The sequence below is a fragment of the Caldicellulosiruptor hydrothermalis 108 genome (assembly GCF_000166355.1).
GTDB classification, from domain to species: domain Bacteria; phylum Bacillota; class Thermoanaerobacteria; order Caldicellulosiruptorales; family Caldicellulosiruptoraceae; genus Caldicellulosiruptor; species Caldicellulosiruptor hydrothermalis.
The window spans coordinates 1,587,684-1,612,512 of record NC_014652.1 but is presented as its reverse complement, the minus strand read 5'-3'; the positions used below and the strand labels follow the sequence as shown (position 1 = coordinate 1,612,512).

At 35.8% G+C, this 24,829-nt stretch carries 26 protein-coding genes; 24 read left to right on the top strand and 2 right to left on the bottom strand.

What is annotated here, in order from left to right; translation table 11 throughout:
• The first annotated feature begins 3 nt into the window (after positions 1 to 3).
• The 20 genes from CALHY_RS08035 (at position 4) to CALHY_RS07945 (ending at position 15,876) form a co-directional block, all read left to right on the top strand.
• A complete protein-coding gene (locus CALHY_RS08035; protein WP_013403466.1) occupies positions 4 to 321 on the top strand; it encodes a hypothetical protein in 318 nt (105 codons plus the stop codon).
• Positions 322 to 404: 83 nt separating this feature from the next.
• Entirely contained in the window at positions 405 to 704 is a 300-nt protein-coding gene (locus tag CALHY_RS08030) for a DUF1292 domain-containing protein (RefSeq protein ID WP_013403465.1), read from the top strand.
• Positions 705 to 814: 110 nt separating this feature from the next.
• The gene (gene galU, locus CALHY_RS08025; protein WP_013403464.1) at positions 815 to 1,723 is read left to right on the top strand and encodes a UTP--glucose-1-phosphate uridylyltransferase GalU; all 909 of its coding nucleotides are present in this window, start codon (positions 815 to 817) and stop codon (positions 1,721 to 1,723) included.
• Positions 1,724 to 1,853: 130 nt separating this feature from the next.
• On the top strand, positions 1,854 to 2,432 hold the full coding sequence (gene fapR, locus CALHY_RS08020; protein ID WP_167317581.1) for a transcription factor FapR: 579 nt from the start codon (positions 1,854 to 1,856) through the stop codon (positions 2,430 to 2,432).
• Positions 2,433 to 2,453: 21 nt separating this feature from the next.
• Entirely contained in the window at positions 2,454 to 3,458 is a 1,005-nt protein-coding gene (plsX, locus tag CALHY_RS08015; protein ID WP_013403462.1) for a phosphate acyltransferase PlsX, read from the top strand.
• A 3-nt stretch (positions 3,459 to 3,461) separates the two neighbouring features.
• Positions 3,462 to 4,448, top strand: coding sequence for a beta-ketoacyl-ACP synthase III (locus tag CALHY_RS08010; RefSeq protein ID WP_013403461.1), 987 nt, complete (start codon positions 3,462 to 3,464; stop codon positions 4,446 to 4,448).
• Positions 4,449 to 4,465: 17 nt separating this feature from the next.
• Positions 4,466 to 5,377: an ACP S-malonyltransferase gene (gene fabD, locus CALHY_RS08005; RefSeq protein ID WP_013403460.1), complete on the top strand. Its 912-nt coding sequence runs from the start codon at positions 4,466 to 4,468 to the stop codon at positions 5,375 to 5,377.
• A gap of 41 nt (positions 5,378 to 5,418) precedes the next feature.
• Complete coding sequence (gene fabG, locus CALHY_RS08000; protein ID WP_013403459.1) at positions 5,419 to 6,165, top strand: 3-oxoacyl-[acyl-carrier-protein] reductase; 747 nt, start codon at positions 5,419 to 5,421, stop codon at positions 6,163 to 6,165.
• 56 nt (positions 6,166 to 6,221) lie between these two features.
• On the top strand, positions 6,222 to 6,458 hold the full coding sequence (locus tag CALHY_RS07995; protein ID WP_013290663.1) for an acyl carrier protein: 237 nt from the start codon (positions 6,222 to 6,224) through the stop codon (positions 6,456 to 6,458).
• A gap of 79 nt (positions 6,459 to 6,537) precedes the next feature.
• Entirely contained in the window at positions 6,538 to 7,776 is a 1,239-nt protein-coding gene (gene fabF / locus CALHY_RS07990; RefSeq protein WP_013403458.1) for a beta-ketoacyl-ACP synthase II, read from the top strand.
• Positions 7,777 to 7,870: 94 nt separating this feature from the next.
• Complete coding sequence (gene rnc, locus CALHY_RS07985) at positions 7,871 to 8,539, top strand: ribonuclease III (RefSeq protein ID WP_013403457.1); 669 nt, start codon at positions 7,871 to 7,873, stop codon at positions 8,537 to 8,539.
• A complete protein-coding gene (locus CALHY_RS07980; protein WP_013403456.1) occupies positions 8,536 to 9,561 on the top strand; it encodes an elongator complex protein 3 in 1,026 nt (341 codons plus the stop codon). Before rnc ends, CALHY_RS07980 begins: the two co-directional genes overlap by 4 nt.
• A gap of 124 nt (positions 9,562 to 9,685) precedes the next feature.
• Positions 9,686 to 10,504: a phosphate ABC transporter substrate-binding protein gene (locus CALHY_RS07975; protein ID WP_013403455.1), complete on the top strand. Its 819-nt coding sequence runs from the start codon at positions 9,686 to 9,688 to the stop codon at positions 10,502 to 10,504.
• A 31-nt stretch (positions 10,505 to 10,535) separates the two neighbouring features.
• A complete protein-coding gene (gene pstC / locus CALHY_RS07970) occupies positions 10,536 to 11,390 on the top strand; it encodes a phosphate ABC transporter permease subunit PstC (RefSeq protein WP_013403454.1) in 855 nt (284 codons plus the stop codon).
• A complete protein-coding gene (pstA, locus tag CALHY_RS07965) occupies positions 11,387 to 12,229 on the top strand; it encodes a phosphate ABC transporter permease PstA (RefSeq protein ID WP_013403453.1) in 843 nt (280 codons plus the stop codon). The genes pstC and pstA overlap by 4 nt, the downstream gene beginning before the upstream one ends.
• Positions 12,230 to 12,333: 104 nt before the next feature.
• Positions 12,334 to 12,594: a stage V sporulation protein S gene (locus CALHY_RS07960; RefSeq protein ID WP_013290656.1), complete on the top strand. Its 261-nt coding sequence runs from the start codon at positions 12,334 to 12,336 to the stop codon at positions 12,592 to 12,594.
• A 271-nt stretch (positions 12,595 to 12,865) separates the two neighbouring features.
• Positions 12,866 to 13,801 (top strand): cysteine synthase A, encoded by a 936-nt coding sequence (gene cysK, locus CALHY_RS07955; RefSeq protein ID WP_013403452.1) that lies wholly within the window; start codon positions 12,866 to 12,868, stop codon positions 13,799 to 13,801.
• Between the two features lie 199 nt (positions 13,802 to 14,000).
• The gene (locus tag CALHY_RS14035; protein WP_013403451.1) at positions 14,001 to 14,132 is read left to right on the top strand and encodes a hypothetical protein; all 132 of its coding nucleotides are present in this window, start codon (positions 14,001 to 14,003) and stop codon (positions 14,130 to 14,132) included.
• A gap of 66 nt (positions 14,133 to 14,198) precedes the next feature.
• The gene (locus CALHY_RS07950) at positions 14,199 to 15,230 is read left to right on the top strand and encodes a methionine ABC transporter ATP-binding protein (protein ID WP_013403450.1); all 1,032 of its coding nucleotides are present in this window, start codon (positions 14,199 to 14,201) and stop codon (positions 15,228 to 15,230) included.
• A complete protein-coding gene (locus CALHY_RS07945) occupies positions 15,223 to 15,876 on the top strand; it encodes a methionine ABC transporter permease (RefSeq protein WP_013403449.1) in 654 nt (217 codons plus the stop codon). The genes CALHY_RS07950 and CALHY_RS07945 overlap by 8 nt, the downstream gene beginning before the upstream one ends.
• 280 nt (positions 15,877 to 16,156) lie before the next feature.
• Here the strand turns inward: CALHY_RS07945 and CALHY_RS07940 are convergent, their stop codons facing one another.
• Positions 16,157 to 17,587 (bottom strand): ISNCY-like element ISCahy1 family transposase, encoded by a 1,431-nt coding sequence (locus CALHY_RS07940; protein WP_013402019.1) that lies wholly within the window; start codon positions 17,585 to 17,587, stop codon positions 16,157 to 16,159.
• A 168-nt stretch (positions 17,588 to 17,755) separates the two neighbouring features.
• Here CALHY_RS07940 and CALHY_RS07935 point away from each other — a divergent pair, with 168 nt between their 5' ends.
• The 3 genes from CALHY_RS07935 (at position 17,756) to ftsY (ending at position 23,235) form a co-directional block, all read left to right on the top strand.
• Positions 17,756 to 18,607 (top strand): MetQ/NlpA family ABC transporter substrate-binding protein, encoded by an 852-nt coding sequence (locus tag CALHY_RS07935; protein ID WP_013403448.1) that lies wholly within the window; start codon positions 17,756 to 17,758, stop codon positions 18,605 to 18,607.
• 182 nt (positions 18,608 to 18,789) lie between these two features.
• On the top strand, positions 18,790 to 22,323 hold the full coding sequence (gene smc, locus CALHY_RS07930) for a chromosome segregation protein SMC (RefSeq protein WP_013403447.1): 3,534 nt from the start codon (positions 18,790 to 18,792) through the stop codon (positions 22,321 to 22,323).
• A gap of 6 nt (positions 22,324 to 22,329) precedes the next feature.
• The gene (gene ftsY / locus CALHY_RS07925; RefSeq protein ID WP_013403446.1) at positions 22,330 to 23,235 is read left to right on the top strand and encodes a signal recognition particle-docking protein FtsY; all 906 of its coding nucleotides are present in this window, start codon (positions 22,330 to 22,332) and stop codon (positions 23,233 to 23,235) included.
• A 39-nt stretch (positions 23,236 to 23,274) separates the two neighbouring features.
• On the opposite strand, the gene CALHY_RS07920 is transcribed toward ftsY, so the two are convergent.
• A complete protein-coding gene (locus CALHY_RS07920) occupies positions 23,275 to 23,955 on the bottom strand; it encodes a Crp/Fnr family transcriptional regulator (RefSeq protein WP_013403445.1) in 681 nt (226 codons plus the stop codon).
• 110 nt (positions 23,956 to 24,065) lie between these two features.
• Between CALHY_RS07920 and CALHY_RS07915 the strand changes: the two genes are divergently transcribed.
• On the top strand, positions 24,066 to 24,794 hold the full coding sequence (locus tag CALHY_RS07915; protein WP_013403444.1) for an ATP-binding protein: 729 nt from the start codon (positions 24,066 to 24,068) through the stop codon (positions 24,792 to 24,794).
• Positions 24,795 to 24,829: the final 35 nt, after the last annotated feature.

Genomic DNA, 24,829 nt, shown 5'->3' with positions numbered 1-24,829 from the left:
AATATGATTAAGAGAGGTTTTAGATATCAAACAGGCGAAATTGATGAGGTTGCAAAGCTTTTAAAAGAAGGGAATATCCCTGAGATTGATATTGACTTTGAATATGAGATTCAGGAAGTCATTAGCGACCTTAGCAGTTATGGGTTTGAAGTTGCCACTGATAATGCCTATGACTATGATGCAGTTGATAAAATAGAGCATCCGGATTTTATGTTCAGATTGAAAATGGTTGAGAAATCGACAGGCAAGATTTGTTATTTGGACTTTTACGAAGGACCAAAAGACCAAGAAGATGGTTATGATGAAATCTGGTGGGGATAATATATTGTAGATGAATTTGAGTGTTGACATGTGCCAATTTTTGTATTACAATAGTCTATATTTAGAAAAGAGGTGAATTTATTATGGATATGTTTGCAGACAATGTAGTAACATTGGTAGATGAGGAAGGAAGAGAGATATCTTTTGAGATGCTTGATAAAGTCAATTACAATGGTAATGACTATATAGTACTTCTTCCTTTAGAAGAGATGGAGAAAGAAGACGAAGAGGCTGAGGTTGTAATTCTCAGAATCGAAGACAGAGACGGTGAAGAGGTATACGTGGGTGTAGAGGACGAGGAAGAACTTGAAAATGTATTTGAAATCTTTCAGTCCAGATTTGATGAGGAAGACTTTGATATGTATGACGAGGATGAAGAGTAAGTGAAAAATAAAGCACGGCCAATTTTTGAGGTCGTGCTTTATTTTTTTCTCTCAATTTGTGATATAATGGAATTAATTAAATAAAATCATAAAAAGAAGGTGACAAATAAGTGAGAAGACTTATCAAAAAAGCAATCATTCCTGCGGCAGGACTTGGAACAAGGTTTTTGCCGGCAACAAAAGCACAGCCAAAAGAGATGCTTCCCATTGTGGACAAGCCAACAATTCAATACATAGTAGAAGAGGCGTTAGAATCAGGGATAGAGAGCATTTTAATTGTCACAGGGCGTGGCAAAAGAGCAATTGAAGACCATTTTGACAAGTCTTTTGAGCTTGAGGTTGCACTCGAAAATAAAAAGGATTATGACAATCTTCAATTGATAAGAAAAATAGCAGATTACAATGTCCATTACATACGCCAAAAAGAACCAAGAGGACTTGGTGATGCAGTATACTGTGCAAGACTTTTTATCGACAACGAACCTTTTGCAGTTTTGCTTGGTGATGATATCATCATTTCTGAAAAGCCATGTTTGAAACAGCTGATAGAGGTGTATGAAGAGTACAGGACAACCATCTTGGGTGTGCAAAAAGTACCAGAGGATGATGTTAGCAAGTATGGAATTATTGCAGGGAAACAGATAGAAGATAGAATCTATAAGGTAAAAGACCTTGTTGAAAAACCAAAAAAGGAAGAAGCACCTTCGAATATTGCTGTGCTTGGAAGATATATCATCACTCCTGAGATATTAAATATTCTACAACATACAAAAGAAGGCGTTGGTGGCGAGATTCAATTGACTGATGCTTTAAGAGAGTTATCAAAAAAAGAAGCTATGTATGCTTATGAGTTTGAAGGAAAAAGGTATGATGTGGGCAACAAACTTGGTTTTTTGCAGGCAACAGTCGAGATTGCTCTTTCAAGAGAAGACATTGGCAAAGATTTTTACAATTATCTTGTTACTCTTGTAAATGCCAAGAATTATAAAGAGAAATTAAACGAGTTAGAAAAAATTTAAGATTAGTTTTTTGGCCACTTTCAAAAAAGTGGCTTTTTTGTTATTGAAAATTAAGTCATATTTATATATAATATTGGCATAAGAATTTAATACCTGATATTAATATCAAATATTAAATCATGGTGATAAAATTATGGCAAAGCTATCAAGGAAAGAAAGACACAGACTTTTGCTTCAAAGAATAAAAGAAAATCCTTTTATAACAGATGAGGAGTTAGCAAGTGAATTTGGATGTTCTGTCCAGACAATAAGGCTTGACAGAGCGATTTTGGATATCAAAGAAGTTCGAGAAAGAATAAAGGAAATGGCAAAAGAGAGCATATCTAAACTCAAAACTATCTCACCGCGAGATGTTGTGGGGGAAATTATTGACATAGAGCTTGAGAATTTTGCCATTGCAATGTTTGAACCACAGCTTTGGATGACCTTTAGCAACAGTAATATGGTCAAGGGCCAGTACATCTATGCTTTTGCTGAATCGGTTGCTATGTCTGTTATTGATGCAAAAGCAGCGTTGATTGGGGTGGCAAATATAAAGTATAAAACACCAGTTTTTGCAAATGATAGGCTTGTCGCAAGAGCTGAGCTGAAAAAGAAAAGGAACAATAAATATATAGTGTGGGTATTTATCAAGAGAAATAATGAAGAGGTTTTCAGGGGCAAATTTATTCTTGTTGCTTTAAATGAAGGAAATAATTCAGCGCAATAGGAAACGGGAGTGTAGTAAAATATGAGGATTGGTATTGATGCAATGGGCGGTGACAACGCACCACATGCAGTTATAGAGGGCGTTGCACTCTATTTAAATCAAAATCAGGATGACGAAGTGGTAATTTTTGGCGACAGAAGTATTATTGAAAAAGAGTGTGCTCAAAAGGTGCAACCTCTCAATAAAGTGGAAATAGTAGATTGCAAAGAAAAGATAGAATTTGAAGATGAGCCAGTAAAAGCAATAAGGCAAAAGAAAAGTTCTTCTATTGTAGTGGGTTTGCAGTACTTGAAAGAAGGCAAGATTGATGCTTTTGTATCAGCAGGAAGCACTGGTGCTTTGATGGCAGGTGGGCTTTTGATTGTTGGAAGAATCAAAGGGATAGATAGGCCTGCACTAACCACCCGGCTCCCCTACAAAGACGGGCAGTACCTTTTAATTGATGTTGGTTCAAACACAGATTGCAGACCAATAAATATTTTGCAGTTTGCTCAGATGGCAACAGTGTATGTTAGCAGGGTACTTGGCAAGAAAAACCCGACAGTCGGGCTTTTGAATATAGGCACAGAAGAAAATAAAGGCAATGACCTTTCAAAACAGTCATATGATCTTTTAAAAAGTGCAAAAAACATAAACTTTGTGGGGAATGTTGAGGCAAGAAGCTTGCCATTTTCACCACCTGATATAGTTGTGTGTGATGGATTTGTTGGCAATATAGTTTTGAAGCTTACAGAGGGAATGGGACTTTTGTTTTTTGATATCCTAAAAGATATTGCAAAATCAAGTTTTAGAGCAAAAATTGGTGGACTTTTGTTAAAACCATACCTCAAAAGGTTAAAAGGTAAATACGATTACAAGGAAGTAGGAGGAGCTCCTCTTTTGGGAATAGATGGAATAATAGTGAAATGTCATGGTGCATCAGATAGCCAGGCAATTTTCAGCGGGATACATCAAGCAAAGTCTTTTTATAAGAATAATATATTAGCATTACTTAAAGAAGAAATCACAGCCGAAAGCGAGGTCTAAAAAATGAGACAGAATGTCAAGATTCTTTCAACAGGAAGATTTGTGCCCGAGAGAATTCTTTCCAACCATGATTTAGAAAAGATGGTTGAAACATCTGATGAATGGATAACCCAGCGAACAGGTATAAAAGAAAGAAGAATAGTTGACGGAAGAACTTCTACCACCGATTTAGCAGTACAAGCAGCAAGAAATGCTATGCAAAAGGCAGGGATTTTACCGGATGAGATTGACGTTGTGATTGTGGCAACAGTAACCCCCGAGATGTTTTTTCCTTCAACAGCATGCCTTGTTCAAAAAGAGTTAAAACTTAAAAATGCATTTGCTTTTGACATATCCGCAGCATGTTCAGGTTTTATATACGGCATGGCAATTGCTACTCAATTTATTCAAAACGGCTTTTGCAAAACTGCTCTTGTCATAGGTGCCGAAGCACTCTCTAAGATAACTAACTGGTCTGACAGGTCAACCTGTGTGCTTTTTGGTGATGGGGCAGGTGCTGCTATTTTAACAGCTTCAAGCGAAGAAGGTATTTTAGGGTTTGAGCTTGGAAGTGATGGTGAAAATGGGCTTTTGCTTTACTGTCATGCGTTTGGGCTCAGTGATTTGAGCTATTCTCAATTTAAAGACATGCCAAACTTTAGAAAAATCTATATGGACGGCAATGAGGTTTATAAGTTTGCTGTTAAAATAATGCCATACGCAGTTGAAAAAGTTTTAGAAAAGGTTGGGCTTTCTTCTTCAGATATAGATGTTTTCATACCCCATCAAGCAAATATAAGGATAATTGAGAGTGCTGCAAAGAGGCTCAAAATTCCAATGGAAAAGGTGTTTGTTAACCTGCACAAATATGGTAATACATCTGCTGCATCAATCCCAATTGCACTTGATGAGGCAATAGAAGAAGGAAAGATAAAAAAAGGTGACAAGATTGTACTTGTTGGATTCGGGGGAGGCCTTACATGGGCATCTTGTGCTGTTAAATGGATATAGAAAGGAGAGGTTATACAGTGGGAAAGTTAGCAGTGATGTTCCCTGGTCAAGGTGCGCAATTTGTTGGCATGGGTTATGATTTTTATCAAAATTTTGAATCTGCAAGAAAGATTTTTGATTTAGCAAATGAAGCTTTAGATTTTGATTTAAAAAACATTATTTTCAATGGTCCAGAAGAGGAACTAAAACTTACAAAAATTACTCAACCTGCAATTCTTACAACCTCAGTTGCAATATATGAAACTGTGAAAGAAAAACTTGAACCTAAAGCTGTATTTGGTCAGAGCTTAGGGGAGTACTCTGCTCTTGTTGTATCTGGTTGTATTGATTTTAAAACTGCTGTGTGGCTTGTTTCAAAAAGAGGAGAGTATATGCAAAATGAGGTGCCTGAAGGTGTAGGAGCAATGGCAGCGGTTTTGGGTCTGTCAGCAGAAGATGTAAAAGAAGTTTGCAAAATAGCAAAAGAGAAGGGAGTTGTTGAAATTTCAAACATCAATTCTCCTGAACAGACAGTGATTTCAGGAGAAAAACAAGCTGTGTATTTTGCAATGGAGATTGCAAAGCAAAAGGGAGCAAAAAGATGTGTGGAACTTAACGTTTCTGCGCCATTTCACTGCAGCCTTATAAAAGGTGCAGGAGAGAAGCTGAAGAAACACTTATTAGAAATTGACATAAAAGAACCTCAAATCCCTGTTGTATCGAATGTTACAGCAGATTATATGAAAAAAGAGGATATAGTAGACCTTTTAGAAAAACAGGTTTATACTACTGTAAACTTTCTTGGATGTGTAAACAGGCTTTTGGAAGATGGATTTGATACATTTGTAGAGATAGGACCTGGAACCACTTTAAGTGGTCTTGTAAAGAAGATAAAAAAGGATGTTAAAATTATAAACATTAACAAGGTTGAAGACATGAATAATCTTTAACTTTGCGTTCATAAGATTCTGTTGTAGGAGGATTTTAAATTATGGAACTATTAAAAGATAAAGTGGCGCTCATCACAGGCGCATCACGTGGAATTGGAAGAGCAATTGCTTTAAAGTTTGCTCAAAACGGAGCAAATGTAATTATTAACTATTCGTCAAGTCAGTCCCAAGCAGAAAATTTGAAAGAAGAGATAGAGAAAATAGGAACAAAAACGATGATAATAAAATGTGATGTTTCAAGTGCAGATGAGGTAAATCAGATGTTCTCACAAGTGGAAAAGGAGTTTGGAAGGCTTGATATACTTGTTAACAATGCCGGAATTACAAAAGATGGACTAATTCTTAGAATGAATGAGGAAGACTTTGATAAGGTTATTGCAATAAATTTAAAAGGAGCGTTTTTGTGCGCAAGAGCAGCTGCCAGAATGATGGTAAAACAACGGTTTGGCAACATAATTAATATATCCTCTGTTGTAGGAATTGCGGGCAATGTTGGACAGGCAAATTATGCAGCGTCCAAAGCAGGAATAATAGGTCTTACAAAGTCTCTTGCAAAAGAACTTGCGTCCCGAAATATCAGGGTAAATGCAATAGCACCGGGCTTTATTAAAACTGACATGACAGAGGTTTTAAGTGACAAGGTAAAAGAGGCCATGCTTTCTTCCATCCCACTTGGTCGGTTTGGCGAGGCTGATGAGGTCGCAAACGTGGCACTTTTTCTTGCCTCAAGCCTTTCATCCTATATTACTGGGCAAGTTATTGTTGTTGACGGTGGGATGATTATGTAATAATATTCTTAAGTAGAGCGATTATTAAAAATACAAAATTTTTGGAGGTGTTTTTTGTGAACAGCGAAATTTTTGAAAAGGTAAAAAAGATTATAGCAGACAAACTTGACATTGAAGAAGACAAGATAACACCTGAATCTTCTTTCTTGGACGACCTTGGTGCAGACTCACTGGACATTGTTGAGCTTATCATGGAGCTTGAGGAAGAGTTTGGCATTGAAATTCCGGATGAGGATGCAGAAAAGATTAGAACAGTTGCAGATGCGGTAAAATATATTGAAGAGCATCAATAAAAAATACTTGCCCCTGCTTTTAAAGTCCAAAAGCAGGGGTAAAGTATTCAACTTTTAAGTGTTTAGGAGGTAAACTTGAATGAAAAGAAGAGTTGTGATAACTGGGCTGGGAGTTATATCCTCTTTGGGATTTGATATAGATACATTTTGGAATTCTATTAAAAATGGGAAAAATGGTATCAAAGTTGTAGAGAAATTTGACATTTCAAACTTTCCTACAAAGGTTGCTGCAGAGATTGTAAACTTTGACCCTACAAATTACATAGACAAAAAAGAAGCACGAAGAATGGATAGGTTCACACACTTTGCTTTGGCGGCAACAAAACTTGCACTTGAAGATAGCAAACTTAATTTAGAAAACATTGACAAGACAAAAGTTGGAGTGGTAATAGGAAGTGGTATTGGGGGAATTGAGACATTAGAAGAGCAGGCAAATATCTTGAGAGAAAAAGGACCATCGAGAGTAAGTCCGTTCTTTGTTCCAATGATGATAGCAAATATTGCAGCAGGACACATTGCAATAACATATGGGTTCAAAGGTATAAATGAAACAATTGTCACAGCATGTGCCTCTTCCGCACATGCAATTGGAGAAGCATTTAGAATGATTCAGCAAGACTATGCTGATGTGATAGTGACTGGCGGGTCTGAGGCAGCAATCACACCACTTTCGTTTGCAGGTTTTTGTGCTATGAAGGCAATGTCAACAAACCCTGACCCAAATTCAGCCTGCAGACCATTTGATAAAGACAGAGACGGTTTTGTAATGGGCGAAGGTGGAGCGATACTTATCTTAGAAGAGCTTGAACATGCCAAAAAGCGAGGAGCTAAAATATATGCAGAGGTCGTGGGATATGGTGCATCAGATGATGCATATCACATTACAGCGCCTGACCCAGAAGGAGAAGGGCCTATGCTTGCAATGCAAAAGGCAATAAAAGATGCAGGAATTCCTCCTGAAAAAATAGACTATATAAACGCTCACGGTACATCTACACCTTACAACGATAAATTTGAAACCCTTGCAATTAAAAAGGTGTTCGGAGAACATGCATATAAGCTTTCAATAAGCTCCACAAAGTCCATGACAGGTCACTGGCTTGGCGCTGCAGGAGCAGTGGAAACATTGATAACTGCATTGGCAATATACAACCAGTTTGTTCCACCCACAATCAACTATGCAACTAAAGACGAAGAGTGCGATTTGGATTACACTGTTAATCAGGGCAAAGAAAGAACTATAGAGTATGCTATGACAAACTCTTTCGGTTTTGGAGGTCATAACGCAGTTCTTGTTTTAAAAAAATACCAAGAATAGAAAAGTAATATGCCCCAATTTTAGGAAAGAAATTGGGGCATTTTGTATTTGTTAACATAAAGATTTTTGGAGAAAGGAGAAAACAGATATTAAGATGGAAGAAATAGAGAAAGCTTTAGGATACAAATTCAAGGATAAAAATCTGTTGAGACTTGCGCTTACTCACAAGTCGGCAACACACAGCAACAAAAACTGCTATGAAAGGCTTGAATTTCTTGGTGATGCAGCTTTGGAACTTGTTGTGAGCAAATATTTGTTTGTCAATTTTCCTGACCTTTCTGAAGGTGAACTTACAAATATAAGAGCTGCAGTTGTGTGTAGTCAGACGTTATCTGAGGTTGCAGAAAAGCTGAATCTTAAAAATCATATAATCTTTGGGAAACGAGAAAAAATGGAAAAATTTCATGAGAATAAATCAATTTTAGCAGATGTACTTGAAGCTATTTTTGGAGCAATTTTTATTGAATCTGGCTTCGATAAGCTTGAGAAGATTATTGTTAATCTGCTTAAACCTTACATTCAAAAAGCTGTAGCAGGCAAGCTTTTTTACGATTACAAGACAAAGCTTCAAGAGATTGTGCAAAGAGAAGGGAAAAAAAAGATTGTGTACAAAGATTGTGAAATAATTGAAAAGAAATATTTCAAGTCAGAGCTTTTCGTTGAAGGAAAAAAGGTCTCTGAAGGATACGGAACCTCAAAAAAAGAAGCTCAGCAGGATGCAGCGTATAAATTCTTGCTTGAAATGGGGGAACAAGAGGAGTGAAACATAATATTTTACCCATATTTATTCCCCAGTATGCCTGTCCTTTTAACTGTATATTTTGCAATCAAAAGACAATATCTGGAGAAAAAGAAGAGGTTAGTTTGGACAGGATAAAAAGGCAGATAGAACAGGGACTTAAGATTAACCCAAATGAGGATGTTGAGCTTGCATATTACGGTGGAAATTTTACTGCTATCGATATAGATTTTCAAAAAAAATTGCTTGAACTTGCCAATAGTTTCGAGAGAATAAAAAGTATTCGGATTTCCACAAGGCCGGACTGTATTGATGAGGAGAGATTAAGATTATTAAAACTTTACAATGTGAGAACAATAGAACTTGGAATACAAAGCATGTTTGACGATGTTTTAAATGCGTGCGCAAGAGGACACACCGCCCAGCATAGCAAAAATGCAATGGAAATGATAAAAAAGTTTGGGTTTTTACTTGGGGTTCAGGTTATGGTAGGGCTTCCAAAATCAACACCTGAAAAAGATATTGAAACGGCAAAGATATTGACCAGTTTTTCGCCAGACATTGCAAGGATTTATCCAACTCTTGTCATAGAGGGTACTTATCTTGCAAAGATGTACCGAAGAGGAGAATATGAGCCTCTTTCTTTAAATGAGGCAGTAGAAAGATGTAGCCAGATAAAATCCATATTTATAGAAAAGGGCATTAATGTTATTAGAGTTGGACTTCAGCCAACAGAAGAGATAAATTACGATGCAAAAGTTTTAGCAGGACCTTTTCATCCTTCATTTGGCGAACTTGTAGACTCAGAGATAATATTCAGAAGGGTTGTAGAAAGATTACAAAACCAAAAGTTTTCTAAAATTTTGTTTATGATACATCCTAAGAACTACTCGAAATTTGTAGGACAGAAAAAAAGTAATATCAAAAGGTTTAAACAACTTTTTTCCCATGCTGAAATTGAAGTGTTATGTAGCAGTGAGCAGGTTGACAGGATAAAGATAATTACAGAATCTAATGAGACAGTAGTTGATATTAGCCGACTTTGAGGGTATTTAACATAGATTTAACATTCATTTTAATTTGATTTAACATTAGTTGTGTAAAATCATAATATGAAGAAAGAATAAGGGTAAAAATAATATGTAAAAAATTATAGTGGGGAGTGGAAGAATGTTCAAAAAATCTTTTGCTCTTGTAGTTGTATTATCTCTTTTGAGTTTACTTCTTTTTGGATGCAAAAATGTGGGAAATGAAGCTCAGAAATCTAAAAATTCGATTACAGTTGCGGGTTCAACCTCTGTTCAGCCATTGGCAGACGATTTGGCAAAGGCGTTTATGGAAAAACACCCAGACACCAAAATTGAGGTCCAAGGCGGAGGTTCTGGTGTTGGGATAAAATCGGCCAAAGACGGTGTTGCTGATATTGGCACATCTTCGAGAGAACTAAAGCCAGAAGAAAAAGGTCTTCATGAATACAAGATAGCAATTGATGGAATTGCAATTGTTGTGCATCCTTCAAATCCTATTGATAACCTTTCAGCAGATCAAATAAAGGATATATATACAGGCAAGATAAAGAATTGGAAAGATGTTGGTGGCAAAGATGCGCAGATTGTTGTTGTAACACGAGAAGAGGGGTCTGGAACACGTGGTGCATTTGAAGAACTTGTGATGGGTGGTAGTTCAATTTCTGATTCTGCAGTTGTTCAGCCATCGACAGGTGCAGTAAAGCAATCTGTTTCGCAAGACCCTAATGCAATAGGATATATCTCAATGGGTGTGTTGGATTCAAGTGTAAAAGCTGTAAAAATAGAAGGAGTGGAAGCTACAGAGGACAATGTAAAAAACGGCAAGTATAAACTTCAAAGACCATTTTTATTTTTGACAAAGGATGAGCCCCAAGGACTTGTGAAAGAGTTTATTGATTTTGCATTGAGCAATGAAGGACAGACCATTGTAGAAAAGTATCATTATATCAAAGTAAAATAGTATTTTATTGTAATGGGGTGTAAGATTTATTATGCCTAAGAAGAAAAGTGCTATAGAAATTATTTTGTTTGTAGCAGCAGCACTCTCAGTAGTATCTGTTTTGCTAATAACAGTTTTCATCTTCAAAGAAGGTTTTGCAATCATAAAAGAATATGGACTTTGGAACTTTATCTTAGGTAAAAAGTGGGCACCTTTGAGTGGCAAATTTGGGATTTTTCCAATGATTTTGGGTTCGATTTATGTTACTTTGGGAGCAATTATTATAGGTGTACCAATTGGAATTGCAACAGCAATATTTTTGGGTGAACTTGTAAATGAAAAAATATCAAGGCTTATAAGGCCTTTTGTTGAGCTGTTGGCAGGAATTCCATCTGTGATATACGGTTTTTATGGTCTTGTTGTTGTGGTTCCTCTAATAAGGAAATATTTAGGAGGCTCTGGCTTTTCTATTTTGGCATCTTCTATAATTTTAGGAATTATGATTTTGCCAACAATTATAAATATCTCAGAAGTTTCAATAAGGTCTGTACCAAGAGAATATAAAGAAGGGTCTTTGGCCCTTGGTGCAACTCACTGGCAAACAATTAAGGGGGTTATTTTGCCGGCTGCAAAGTCTGGAATCATTGCTTCGATAATTCTTGGCATGGGAAGGGCAATTGGCGAGACCATGGCTGTTATTATGGTAGCAGGCAACAGTCCAAAAATACCAAATAGCATTTTGGATCAGGTGAGAACCTTGACAGGGAATATAGCAATTGAGATGGGGTATGCATCTGGTAAACATGCTCAGGCGCTTTTTGCAACCGGAATTGTTCTTTTTGTAATTATTATGATTTTAAACACCATTGCAAATGTAATTGCAAGAAAAGTTGGTGAAGAGAAATGATAAGAAAGAATAAAGTTGTACAGGGTATTGTATTTTCTATAATTGGACTTTTTACGTTAATCACTATGATAATATTAATTGTTATAGTATTTCACATTATTTCTAATGGACTAAAAGGTATAAGTTTAAGCTTTATTCTTCAGTATCCTGAGGAGATGGGCAAAAGCGGAGGAATATTTCCTGTTATTGTAGGAACTTTGTATGTAACCTTGCTTGCAGTCATAATTGCGGCACCAGTAGGGGTATTAGCGGCAATCTATTTGACTGAATATGCGAAGAAAGGAAAAGTTGTTGAGCTTATAAGATTTGGCACAGAAACATTGGCAGGAATACCTTCTATAATTTATGGGCTTTTCGGATTTGCATTTTTTGTAATTGCACTTGGATTTAGATGGTCCATTTTATCAGGTGCACTTACGCTTTCGATAATGATTCTGCCTACCATTATACGAACTTCAGAAGAGGCTATAAAAACTGTTCCGATGTCTTTTAGGGAAGGGAGCCTTGCACTTGGTGCAACAAAGTGGCAGACAATAGCTAAGGTTGTGATCCCACCTGCAATGCCCGGGATATTGACAGGAGTTATCTTGGGAGTTGGAAGGGCAATAGGTGAGACTGCTGCAGTGCTTTTAACAGCTGGAAGTTCGCTAAATTTCCCCACAAGCATATTCAGTCCAACGCGAACTATGTCTGTGCACCTTTACATTCTTTCTTCAGAAGGGCTTTCAAAATTAAATTCATATGCTACTGCGACATTGCTTATTGTAATTGTGTTTGTAATAAATACATTTGCAAACATGATAATTCGAAGGTATAACAGGATTTTGGGAAGAGGATAAATTAAAGAAGGAATTTTTAAAATGGTGTAGAATTATATATAGTAGAAAACTGGTTTTATGTTTAAATAAAGTCACGACATCATATTCAGGAGGTATAAAAAGGGATGGAAGTTCTAAAAGTTGCTGCAACATCAAAACCACAAAAAGTGGCAGGAGCTCTGACTGCAGTTATAAAGGAAAAAAGAGTTGCTGAGCTTCAAGCAGTTGGAGCAGGTGCTGTAAACCAAGCTGTCAAGGCTATTGCAATTGCAAGAGGGAAAGTAGCGCCAAATGGTATTGATTTAATTGTAATTCCAGCATTTTCCGAAATCGATATTGACGGTGAAGAAAGAACTGCAATAAAGTTTATTGTTCAGGCAAGGTAAGGAAAATCAATGTTTTACAAGTTAGGGCAGGTAGAAAAAACTACCTGCTTTTTTATTTGTTTTATACTCTTTTGAAAAAGTAACATTTCATTATTATTGAGCTATTCTTATGTTGAAGAAAGATATTTCAAAATGAATTCGGATTATTTAGATATAAACTACTGAAATTTTTATTCTAAAATCTATTGACAAACATTTTTAAAGGTATTAAAATAAAGATAACCAAGTAATTATATAAAAATACTCGGAGTAAAAAATAGGAGGTAATACTATGTCAAGGATTGCAAAAAATCTTACTGATCTCATTGGTAATACACCTTTATTAGAGCTATCAAACTATAACAGGTTAAATAATTTAGAAGCAAGAATTATAGCAAAATTAGAATATTTTAATCCAGCATCAAGTGTAAAGGATAGAATTGGATACGCAATGATCAAGGATGCTGAGGAAAAGGGGTTGATAAATAAAGACACTGTTATTATTGAACCAACGAGTGGGAATACTGGGATTGCATTAGCTTTTGTGGCAGCTGCAAAAGGGTACAGGTTAATACTCACAATGCCAGATACAATGAGTATTGAAAGAAGGAAACTTTTAAAGGCTTTGGGAGCCGAGCTTGTATTAACTCCGGGTGCTGAAGGAATGAAGGGAGCTGTAAAAAAAGCAGAGGAATTAGCAGCACAGATACCAAATTCATTTATACCACAACAATTCAAAAATCCAGCCAATCCTGAAATTCATAGAAGGACAACAGCAGAGGAGATATGGAGAGACACGGATGGGCAGGTAGATATATTTGTTGCAGGTGTTGGAACTGGTGGAACAATAACGGGTGTAGGAGAAGTTTTAAAGTCAAGGAAACCGGATGTTAAGGTTGTTGCAGTTGAGCCATATGATTCACCGGTGTTATCCGGAGGCAATCCTGGTCCGCATAAGATTCAAGGTATTGGAGCAGGGTTTATACCTGATGTATTAAATATGTCTATTATAGATGAGATATATAAGGTAAAGAATGAGGAAGCATTTGAGACAGTAAGGAAACTTGCAAGGACAGAAGGGTTAGTTGTTGGAATATCATCTGGTGCTGCTGTTTATGCAGCAACACAAATTGCAAAAAGGCCAGAAAACAAAGGAAAAAATATTGTTGTTATTCTCCCGGATACAGGCGAAAGATATCTGTCAACCCCTCTTTTTGAGGATGCTTGATATTAGTTAAACTATTTATAAAAGATATAGATAGGAATGTGGCAAACTGTTGTAGTGATGTATCAAATTTGTCGATATTAATACAAAATCTTCAAAAGTCTAATAACCTTGGAATCGATAAAGTAATTCACAGCGCTTCGAAATTTATTGGCGCATAGCGATGTAATTGCAGGATTAGTAATGAAAGAGGTGCAACAGAATGAGTGAAACTCAAAGAACCAGAGAGTCAGCATTTGAGCTTTTAAAAAGATACACAAAAAGTGAGATTGAACAAACCATTGTAGAGATGCAAAGCGTTGCTGAAGAAATAGATCTTAAGGGAAACTTGTAGGGAGAGCAAGATGTTTTGTAAAATTAAAGTAAAACTGTGACAAATGTTTTCAGAGGAGGAGTTTTGTTGATCCGAATCAAAAATCTTACAAAAATTTACCATTCAAATGGGATAGACATCAAGGCATTAGATAATGTTAATTTAAACATAGAAAAAGGAGATATTTTTGGGATTATAGGTCCCAGTGGTGCCGGTAAAAGTACACTTATACGATGTATAAATATGTTAGAAAAACCTACCCATGGATCAATAGAAATAGATGGGGTTGAAATGACAAAGCTTTCTCCTACCGAGTTGAAAGAAATGCGAAAAAAGGTGGGTATAATATTTCAGCATTTTAACCTTCTGTCATCCCGGACCGTTAAGGGAAATGTAGCATTTCCCTTGGAAATTGCTGGTTTGGATAAAAAGACAATAGACAATAGAGTGAAAGAACTCTTAGAACTGGTTGGGCTTACTAATAAAACAGATAGCTATCCTTCGCAGCTATCCGGTGGACAAAAACAGCGGGTAGGCATAGCCAGGGCACTGGCTAATAATCCTAAAGTACTCTTGTGTGATGAGGCAACCTCAGCGTTAGATCCAGAGACCACTTTGTCTATTTTGAATCTTCTTAAAGAAATTAACAGAGAGTTTGGAATTACCATTGTAGTAGTAACGCACGAGATGAATGTTGTCAAACAAATTTGCAACAAAGTGGCAGTGATGGAAAAGGGTCAAATTGTTGAACAAGGATTGCTTACAGAAATATTTGCAAATCCAAAGACAAAAATTGCTCAAAATTTCTTGAGGTCTCTGACTTTTTCTGAACTTCCAGAGGAGTTAAAGGATAAGATAAGAAACCTCCACCGTGGTCATTTAGAATGGAAAATTGTCAAGATTAACTTTTTCGGCGAAGTTACAGCTGAGCCAATTTTGACAAGTGTTATAAAAAAATTTGACGTGGATATTAATGTACTCTATGGAAATATTGATCATATCCAGGGCATACCTTATGGTACTCTTATAGTTGAATTGAGAGGTAACAATAAAATAGAAGGAGTGTTAAGATATCTGCAAGAGTTGGGGCTTGAGGTGGAGGTGATAGATAATGTCTGAAACTTTGCAGCTGTTATTAGTTTCTACATGGCAAACTATATACATGGTGGTTATTTCAACACTTATAGCAACAGTGCTGGGAATACCACTTGGTGTGTTCCTTATGGTGACTGACAAGGGGCAAATACTTCAAAATGATATTTTAAATAAGATATTGAGTACCATTGTCAATATCTTTCGTTCAATACCATTTGTGATTCTTTTGATAGTACTTATGCCTTTTACCCGACTAATAGTTGGAACATCAATTGGAACTACTGCAGCAATTGTGCCTTTGTCAATTGCAGCTATTCCTTTTATGGGTAGAATTACAGAAACAGCTTTGAGAGAGGTAGACCATGGCGTTATAGAAGCGGCTCAGGCTATGGGAGCTTCACCCTTTCAAATTATAACTAAAGTACTGATTCCTGAGGCACTGCCATCAATTGTCTCAGGAATCACCATAACTGCCATAAATCTGGTTGGATATTCTGCTATGGCAGGTGTTATAGGTGGAGGTGGATTAGGAGATTTGGCTGTCAGGTATGGGTATCAGCGGTTTATGATTGACATAATGCTTTGGACTGTAGCAATTTTGATTGCTATGGTGCAGTTGACGCAGCTTATAGGAGATTTTTTTGTTCGACGGCTATCAAAAAATAGGTAACATTAAAATTTATTGTAGGCGTTTGCAAAATAGGTGGTGATTGAAGGTAAAAGGCACCAATACTAACATGAAATACAATCAAGATACAAAAAGAAAAGAGAAGTGAAAACCAAATATTATCAATACCAACAAAAATAATCAGCAACAAACATATGACAAAAATTAACAACTTCAAAAAAGACAATAATATCTTAAGCCTTCTTAACTCCTTGTTTTAGAAGGTTAAGTAAAAACAAAACCAGAAATTTTTTGTAAGAAATAGATTTAAAAAATAGTAGTATTAAGCGATAAGTTTTTTGAGCTTGTTAAGTTTTTTGATAGTCAATTTAGAGCAATAGAGTTTGATATTGTGAGCGAGAATAAACAAGAGCGAGAAAGTAATGGCAGATAGCAAGAAATCAGAGAAAATAGAAATATGGTCATAAGTAGAGATAGTATCAGAGCCCATGTAGGATTTCAGGTGGTAAATAGTCTGCTCTACAGCGACACGTTTTTTGTAGAGGTCAAAAAACTCTTGTGAATTTCTGTTGATACCTGGGAAAGAGCGAAAGTTATCTGGGTATGTATAGAACATTCTACCCGATTTAGAGGTAGTACAAGGCTGAGGGCAAGAGCAGATGCGTTTGCCATCTTTGTATTGTGACATAGGGCAAGTCCATTTAAGGCGCAAAGAGCGATTTTTACCCTGACATTTGCCTTCGGGTTTAAAAGGTTTGTTGAACTTTTTGCAGATAGGGATACCATCTTCAGAAATAACGATATTGGGGTCTGATGTAGGTGTAGTATTTTTAGAAGCTCTTGTATTTAGTGGAATAACGATTTTGGAGAAGTTAAAGGTATTTTTTAAAGTGGAGTATATGTTGTGGGAATCCAAAGCACTGTCGGCGATGAAAGTGGAGAAATTTTTGGGGATATAAGAGAATAAAGTTTCGAGCGAAGGAATTAAACCTTTAGAGTCGGAGATAGCTTTTGCTTCTTGTGGGTCAGAGGAAGGGGAATCATAGTTAAACAGAGGTACTAAAGCTAAAGGGATACCGAGAGCGTTGGTAATGACTGCAAATTTTAAAGCCCAGCAGAAATGGCCATTTACAAACATAAGACGGATGTTAGAATTAGCGTTAGCAGTTTTAGGCAAAGAAGAATAAACGAGAGAGTAGACTTTTTCAGAGGGAAGTTCAGGGTTAGCTTTTGAGGTATTTTTCAGCAGTAGATGAATGAATTTAGGATTGTTTTCACGAACCTTTGGGACAATACCTGTTGTGTCGAAGATTAAGATTGAAGAATCTTGAGGGCATTGTTGGATGGAAATATTATGTGCATGGATAGAGATATTTTGAAAAAGTTTATGGATTTCACTTGCAAATATTTTTCTAAAGCGAGAGAGAGTAGAGATAGAAGGGACATTGCCATGAAGATTACAAAATGAGCGAAGTTCGAATGAGTTGAGTAAGACAGCACGAAGCTGAGTTAAAGTATTGAGTTTGAGCAATTTTTGGACGAGGAAGCAACAAAGCATAGATTCTAAAGAGAAGTATCTATGCTTACCGAAATATTTGTAGTAGGCATTGTAGAAAGAAGAAGGTATATAATGTGACAAGTCAATGAATTTATTGAACAAGCCCAAGAGGCTTTCAGGCTTGTAGAGAGCCGAAGCCTTTAGGTGGGAGAATAGGTCTATGAAAGAAAGTTGTTTAGGTTTGGTGTTGAACATTTTGGAACCCTCCTCATAGTAGAAAATTTGTTTTATATAATCATATTTTACTACAATTATGAGGAGGGTGACCAGTCTTTTTTGATTCTATGTAAAGCTTGATAACGCTCATCTTGAGCGTTTTTGCAAAAGGCTATTAAAATTTATTGTAGAAGGAGGGGTTTAATTATGAAAAGATTTATTAGGAAAAGAATTTTGATTACATTATTAATATTTGGACTTTTAATAGTTTCACTTGTTGGATACGGCGCAAAGAAGGCAAATACCTCTGCTAAACAGACACAAACTACTGTAAAGAAAAAAATAACCATAAAAGTTGGTGCAACACCCGTGCCTCACGCAGAGATTTTAAATGTTGTAAAACCTATTCTTGAGAAAAAAGGAATTAACTTGAATATTGTAGAATTTACAGATTACGTTCAACCCAACCTTAAATTAGCGGAAAAAGAGCTGGACGCAAATTTCTTTCAACACATTCCTTATCTCGAGGATTTTTCAAAAGAACATCGTCTTAATTTGACGTATATTGCTAAGGTGCATATTGAGCCAATGGGAATATATTCCCAAAAAGTTAAAAAACTTAACCAATTAAAACAAGGGGCTACAATTGCTATACCAAACGATGCTACAAATGGTGGTAGAGCTTTGCTGCTTTTACAATCAGCTGGGTTAATAAAGCTAAAACCGAATGTTGGCATTAAAGCTAAGGTAAGTGACATTATCAAAAATCCTAAAAAAATAAAAATCATTGAACTTGAAGCTGCAACTTTACCAAGAGTGTTACCGGATGTTGATGCAGCAGTTATAAACACTAATTATGCTTTAGAGGCAAAACTTGTTCCAACAAAAGACGCGTTGTTTATTGAAAATGCTAATTCTCCATATGTTAATGTATTAGCAGTTCGCAAAGGTGATGAATTCAGACCTGAACTAAAAGAGTTGGCCAAAGCGCTGAACTCTCCAGAAGTAAAGAAATTCATTAATAAGAAGTATAAAGGTGCAGTTATACCTGCTTTTTAGAAAGATAATTTAGTAAGTGTTATTACAAATGCAAAAAATTACAAGTTATATGGGCAGGATTTTAAATCCTGCCTTTTTACTTTATCTCTAAAATACTTGTCTTTTGAACAGTAATATAGAATTGTCCCAATATTTTTGCTAAAATAATTGTTGTTTTAATCTTTATGGGGGAAGAGCTAAAGATGTACATAAAATGGCTTGAAATCTATGGTTTTAAATCTTTTTGTGAAAAAACAAGGATTGAATTTCAAAAAGGAATTACAGCTATTGTGGGACCTAATGGATGTGGAAAAAGTAATATTACAGATGCAATAAGGTGGGCTTTGGGAGAGCAGAGTTTAAAAATTTTGCGTGCAGCAAAACAAGAAGACCTTATTTTTGCCGGCACAGAGAAGAGAAAATCTCAGGGTTTTGCTGAGGTTTCTATATGTTTTGATAACTCAAGTGGGGTTCTTCCCATCGATTATCAAGAAGTGGTGATAACAAGAAGGCTTTTTAGAAGCGGTGAGAGTGAGTTTTTTATAAACAAAATTCCTTGCAGATTGAAAGATGTATATGAGCTTTTTCTTGACTCTGGCCTTGGAAAAGACGGATATTCTATTATATCCCAAGGTAGAGTTGATGAGATAATAAATGCAAGGCCTGTAGAAAGGTATAGGATTTTTGAAGAAGCGTGTGGGATTACAAAGTATAAGTACAGAAAAGAAGAGACAGAGAGAAAACTTAAAGCAACAGAGGAGAACATTCAAAGACTTCAGGATGTAATGTTTGAACTGAGAACACAGCTGGAGGAAATTAAGCCTGATGTGCAAAAGGCAAAGACATATCTTCAAATAAATCAAAAACTCCAAAGTTTGAAAAAAGAAAAGTATGTTTATGAGTATAACTTGACAGGCAGAAGATATCATGATTTTCTCATAAAGGAGAAGCAATTAAATGAGGAACTTGAAAAGTTAATACACTTGAGAAGAGAACTTAAAGAAAGTATAAATCAGAACAAATTGCAAATGGACCTGCTGACCCAGGAGGTAGAGAAAACAAGACTATCTTATGATGAAATAAAAAGTGAACTTACAGAGGCTACTACTCGCCTAAAGTTTTTAAAAAAGCAGCTTGAAAGCGAACAGCAACTTAAGGACGATTTGTCAAAGCAAATTTTACAGCTTGAGGAGCAAAAAGAGGATTTAAAAAAGAGCATAGAAGAATTACAAAAGAGTCTTTCTGAAAAAGAAGAAGAGCATAGAAGCATTTTAGAGGCTCATGCGAAGTTACAAAAACAGATTACAGATTCAAAAGAGAGCATTACAAAAGTAGAAGCAGAAATCCAAAAGAAAGAAGCAGAGTTAATTGAATGCATATCCCAGATAGAAAAGTTTAACCAAAAATTAAATGGAATTTTGCATTTATCAGGTACTTTAGAAAATAGAAAAGAAAAAGTAATTGAGCAGACAAATGCTATTTTAAGTGAACTTGAAAAACTGACCGTTGCACAAGATACAAAAAAATCAAAACTTGTGGAATTAGATAATGAAAAGAAAAAGCTTGTTATTTTACTTGAAGATTTAAACCAGCAGGTATCAGAAAAAGAGGGTCATCTTGCCAACATCAGAAATTTAGTGGAAGATCTTTCAAAACAGCTGATAAAAAAGCAGGAAAAATTAAGTGTTTTGAAAATGATGGAAGAGAGCTATGAAGGATACAGCAAAACAATCAAGGAAATTTTCAAACGAGTAAAAAATCTTCCCATTTGCCTGTATGGAACGGTGGGAAGTTTGATATCTGTCAAAAGAGAATATCTAAAGGCTATTGAAACAGCACTGAGCAGTTCTTTGCAACACCTTGTTGTGAAAAATGAAGATGATGCAAAAAGGATAATAGAGATAGCAAAGAATGAGAAAATTGGCAAGGTCACAATTATTCCTGTTGATACCGTTTCGGTTTTAAGTCAAAAAGAAGATATTAACGCAGATGGTTTTTTAGGATTTGCAGATGAGTTTGTTGATATAAATGATGAATTGAGAAAGGTAGCAGAATTTTTGCTTGGTCGGACCTTAGTTTTTGATACTATCGACAGAGCTATAGAGTATCAAAGAAAGGTAGGATATAAGGCAAGGTGTGTTACACTTTCGGGAGAGCTAATTTCTCCCGGTGGGGTTTTTGTTGGTGGTGAGAAGAAAGCTGATTTTTCTCTTCTGGAAAGGAAAGTGGAGAAAGAAGAGCTGGAACTTGATGTTAAAAACCTTTCATCCAAGCTTGAGGAAATGGATAAATTGATTATAGAAAGTAGTAAAGTATTGTATGATCTGAAAACTGCGAAGCAAGAAGCGGAAGAAAACTTAAATGATTTATTGTCGAAAATGAGTGAGCTTGAAAGAGAAATTGAGATGTATGACTACAAAATAAAACAGCTTGCCCAAAACAAAGATGCTTTAGAAAACGAAAAGAATTTGATAGGTCAGCAACTCATAACACTTGAATGCGACATAAAGTCTTCACAGGAAAACCTAGAAAATCTCAAAAAATCAAAAGAGGGATTGGAGAAAGAGATTTCAAATCTTAAAACTGCTTTGAGTAAACTAAAAGAAGATTATAATTTTTTGGATGGTAAGTTCACAAAAGCGATAGAAGAAAAGAATAAGATTGAAGCAGAGATTTCTATATTAAAACACAAGCTTGAAAGTAAAAGTTATAACATGGTTGAGATAGAGAATCAAAAAATGTACAGGTCCAATGAGAAGGTAAAATGTGAAGAGAATATAAGAGAGCTTGAGGGTCAAATTCTTCAAACTTCTAAAGAGATAGAGGAGAAAAAACAGAAAGCAGAAGAGTTTAAAAATAATTTGCAGCAGCTTGAGAAAGATTACTCTGAACTTTCTGACCGATACAATTCTGAGCAAAAAAGGTTAAATGAAGCTTCAAATAAAATTCAGGAGATAGAAAAAAAACTTGGGCAAATTGCTCTTGAAAAGCATGATCTTGAAAACTATATGAAGAATATAAAAGAAAAATATTTTGAAACATTTAATGAAGAAATCAATACTTCAAATAGAGAAGTTTTTTGGTCAAAAGAGAAGGAAGATGAGCTTGAAAGGTGCACAGCGGCGCTTTCTGAACTGGGGGAAGTAAAGTTATATTCAATCGATCAGGAGAAGAGGCTACAGGAAAGAATGCAATTTTTGCAAAAACAGATTGAAGATTTGCAAAAGACAACAGATGAGTTAAAAAGACTTATTAGTCATCTTGGAAAAAATATGAAAGAGATATTTTTAGAAAACTTTGAAAAAATAAAGAGTTTGTTTTCAGAGATATTCATTGAACTTTTTGGCGGAGGAAGTTGTGATTTGAAGCTCATAGGTCAGGATGGAGAGCTTGGTGTAGATATTGATGTTAAGCCTCCAGGCAAAAAGCTTCAGAATATAAATCTTCTTTCGGGTGGAGAAAAGGCTTTAGTAGCAATTGCACTTTTGTTTGCCTTTTTGACGTTTAAAGGTTCTCTTTTGTGCATATTAGACGAGATAGATTCCAGCTTGGATGAGGCAAATGTTCAAAGGTTTGCCCAGTATATAAAGAATTTAAATAACCAGAGCCAAATCATTATCGTTACCCATAGGAAACCCACAATGGAGATTGCAGACGTTCTCTATGGTGTTACAATGGAAGAACGCGGTGTTTCAAAAGTTTTATCGCTAAACATTGAAAAAATACAGAAAGGATGATAGAAGATGGGATTTTTTGATAGACTTAAAGAAGGTCTTTCAAAGACTAAAAAGAATTTTACTGAGAAGGTGGAGAGTTTATTAAAATCATTCAAGCAGGTAGATGATGATCTCTTTGAAGAACTTGAAGAGATTTTGGTACTCTCAGACGTTGGTGTTAAAACATCTCAAAAAATAATAGAAAATCTCAAAGAGAGGGTTAAAAAAGAAAGAATTCTTGATCCTCAAGTTGTAAAAGAACTTTTAAAAGAGGAGATGCTGAACATTATTAATCTTGAAAACAAATTAAGTGAAAGGTATCCCCTTATAATCCTGATGGTTGGCGTAAACGGTGTGGGTAAGACAACATCCATAGGTAAAATTGCAAAACTTTTGAAATCAAATGGTAAAAAGGTTTTAATTGCGGCAGCAGACACATTTAGAGCAGCAGCTGCAGAACAGCTTGAGATTTGGGCAAAAAGGGTTGGGTGTGACATTATAAAACATGTGGAAGGTGCTGACCCGGCAGCAGTTGTGTTCGATGGTATCCAGGCGATGAGGGCAAGAAAGGCTGATGTTTTGATAGTAGACACGGCTGGAAGACTTCATACTAAGAAAAATTTGATTGAGGAGCTCAAAAAGATTGACCGGGTGATAAATCAGCAAATGCCAGAAGCTGCAAAAGAGACTTTGCTTGTAATTGATGCAACAACCGGTCAAAATGCTTTAGTACAAGCAAAAGAGTTTAACCAGGCAGTCAATATTTCTGGAATTGTACTTACAAAGCTTGATGGTACGGCAAAAGGTGGTATCGTAATTTCCATCTGTGATGAACTCAAGATTCCGGTAAAGTTTGTAGGTGTGGGAGAAAAGATAGATGATCTTCAGCAATTTAATGCAAAAGAATTTGTGGATGCTCTTTTTGAAAGCTAATAAAAGTCAACAAGGCTGGGGAGGAATAGCTCCAGCCTTTTATGCATCTTCGTACATACACTCCTCTATTTTTTCCAGATCTTTGACCCAAATTTCTTTTCCCCAAAAATCAATTAGTCCTTCTTCTTTCATTTTTATAAGCTCTCTTGAAAGTGAAGGCCTTTGCACATTAAAAATTTTAGCAAGCTCTTGCTTTGTAAAATTGAGTTTTAATTTTGTAGTTTTCTGTTTTTTGTACTCTTCAATTAAAAAATTACAAATTTTTTGCCTCAAAGTAGAAAGAGTATTTTCTTTAAGTTTTGCATTCAAAAGAAGGATTCTATCTGAAAGAAGATTTAAAAAGTTATATAAAAACTTTTCGTTCTTTTTGCACATCTCAATTATAGCATGCTTTGGAATGAATATAACTTCTGTTTTGGTTTTTGAAACAATTGTCGCAGGAAAAGTGTTTGCCGAAGAAAATATGACAGCTTCACCAAACGTATCGCCTTGTGACAATGTAGTTATAGTATATTCTTTGCCTGAGACAGAGCTTTTCTTCACTTCAACCATTCCGCTGAGTATAAGTCCTATAAAGCTGCATTCGTCACCTTCAAGTACAATCACCTGGTCTTTTTCAAAATCCTTTTTAAGAATATGAAAGGTATCCAATATCTCTTTTATTTCGCTTTGATCCATCATCTTAAACAGCTTACTTTGACGTACCCTTTCAAGATGCATCGGTTTTCACCTTCTTTAAAATGGATATAAAGCTGTAACATATGTTACCGCAAATATATTCTAAACCATATAAAATATAATTGCAAGTAAACAGAGAGGGATGGTTGAAAATGATAAGAAAGATTGTGAAGATCAACGAGGAAAAGTGCAATGGGTGCGGACTGTGTGTGAATGCTTGTGTTGAAGGAGCAATTGAGCTTGTAAATGGCAAGGCAAAACTTGTCAGTGAAGAATACTGTGACGGACTTGGGAATTGCTTACCTGTTTGTCCAACAGGGGCAATTGAGATAATTGAAGCAGAAGCAAAACCATTCAATGAAAAGGCTGTGGAAGAAAGACTCAATCAGAAAAAACAGCGTGAGCAGTTTTCATGTATGTGTCCTGGTTCTCAGGAGAGAGTAATTGAAAGAAGTAGCAAGCTCGAAGCTCAAGAAGAGAAGAATCAAAGAGTACAAGAGAGCAAAGAAGAGTTATCTGAACTTGTTAACTGGCCGGTGCAGCTAAATCTTGTTAATCCTTATGCAAAGTTTTTTGATAACGCGCATATACTCATTGCTGCTGACTGTGTTGCCTATGCATATGCGTCTTTCCACAGAGATTTTATGAAAGGAAAAGTGACAATAATAGGATGTCCAAAGCTTGACAATATTGAATACTACTATGAAAAAATCTTAGAAATTATTCAAAGTCATAACATAAAGAGCATCACAGTTGTCAAGATGGAAGTTCCTTGTTGCAATGGTATTGCAAGCATAGTTAAAAAGGCCATGCTTCAGGCACAGAAGATTTTGCCGTATCAAGAGGTAACAATTACCACCGATGGTGGTATAAAAGAATAATTTTGGGGTAAATAGAAATTGATAATATTTTAGGA

Bases quoted from the DNA above. Each gene is read 5' to 3' on its own strand.
- CALHY_RS08035 (WP_013403466.1), top strand. From the start codon at position 4: ATGATTAAGAGAGGTTTTAGATATCAAACAGGCGAAATTGATGAGGTT.
- CALHY_RS08030 (WP_013403465.1), top strand. From the start codon at position 405: ATGGATATGTTTGCAGACAATGTAGTAACATTGGTAGATGAGGAAGGA.
- plsX (WP_013403462.1), top strand. From the start codon at position 2,454: ATGAGGATTGGTATTGATGCAATGGGCGGTGACAACGCACCACATGCA.
- CALHY_RS08010 (WP_013403461.1), top strand. From the start codon at position 3,462: ATGAGACAGAATGTCAAGATTCTTTCAACAGGAAGATTTGTGCCCGAG.
- fabG (WP_013403459.1), top strand. From the start codon at position 5,419: ATGGAACTATTAAAAGATAAAGTGGCGCTCATCACAGGCGCATCACGT.
- fabF (WP_013403458.1), top strand. From the start codon at position 6,538: ATGAAAAGAAGAGTTGTGATAACTGGGCTGGGAGTTATATCCTCTTTG.
- rnc (WP_013403457.1), top strand. From the start codon at position 7,871: ATGGAAGAAATAGAGAAAGCTTTAGGATACAAATTCAAGGATAAAAAT.
- CALHY_RS07975 (WP_013403455.1), top strand. From the start codon at position 9,686: ATGTTCAAAAAATCTTTTGCTCTTGTAGTTGTATTATCTCTTTTGAGT.
- pstC (WP_013403454.1), top strand. From the start codon at position 10,536: ATGCCTAAGAAGAAAAGTGCTATAGAAATTATTTTGTTTGTAGCAGCA.
- pstA (WP_013403453.1), top strand. From the start codon at position 11,387: ATGATAAGAAAGAATAAAGTTGTACAGGGTATTGTATTTTCTATAATT.
- CALHY_RS07960 (WP_013290656.1), top strand. From the start codon at position 12,334: ATGGAAGTTCTAAAAGTTGCTGCAACATCAAAACCACAAAAAGTGGCA.
- cysK (WP_013403452.1), top strand. From the start codon at position 12,866: ATGTCAAGGATTGCAAAAAATCTTACTGATCTCATTGGTAATACACCT.
- CALHY_RS14035 (WP_013403451.1), top strand. From the start codon at position 14,001: ATGAGTGAAACTCAAAGAACCAGAGAGTCAGCATTTGAGCTTTTAAAA.
- CALHY_RS07945 (WP_013403449.1), top strand. From the start codon at position 15,223: ATGTCTGAAACTTTGCAGCTGTTATTAGTTTCTACATGGCAAACTATA.
- CALHY_RS07940 (WP_013402019.1), bottom strand. From the start codon at position 17,587: ATGTTCAACACCAAACCTAAACAACTTTCTTTCATAGACCTATTCTCC.
- CALHY_RS07935 (WP_013403448.1), top strand. From the start codon at position 17,756: ATGAAAAGATTTATTAGGAAAAGAATTTTGATTACATTATTAATATTT.
- smc (WP_013403447.1), top strand. From the start codon at position 18,790: ATGTACATAAAATGGCTTGAAATCTATGGTTTTAAATCTTTTTGTGAA.
- ftsY (WP_013403446.1), top strand. From the start codon at position 22,330: ATGGGATTTTTTGATAGACTTAAAGAAGGTCTTTCAAAGACTAAAAAG.
- CALHY_RS07920 (WP_013403445.1), bottom strand. From the start codon at position 23,955: ATGCATCTTGAAAGGGTACGTCAAAGTAAGCTGTTTAAGATGATGGAT.
- CALHY_RS07915 (WP_013403444.1), top strand. From the start codon at position 24,066: ATGATAAGAAAGATTGTGAAGATCAACGAGGAAAAGTGCAATGGGTGC.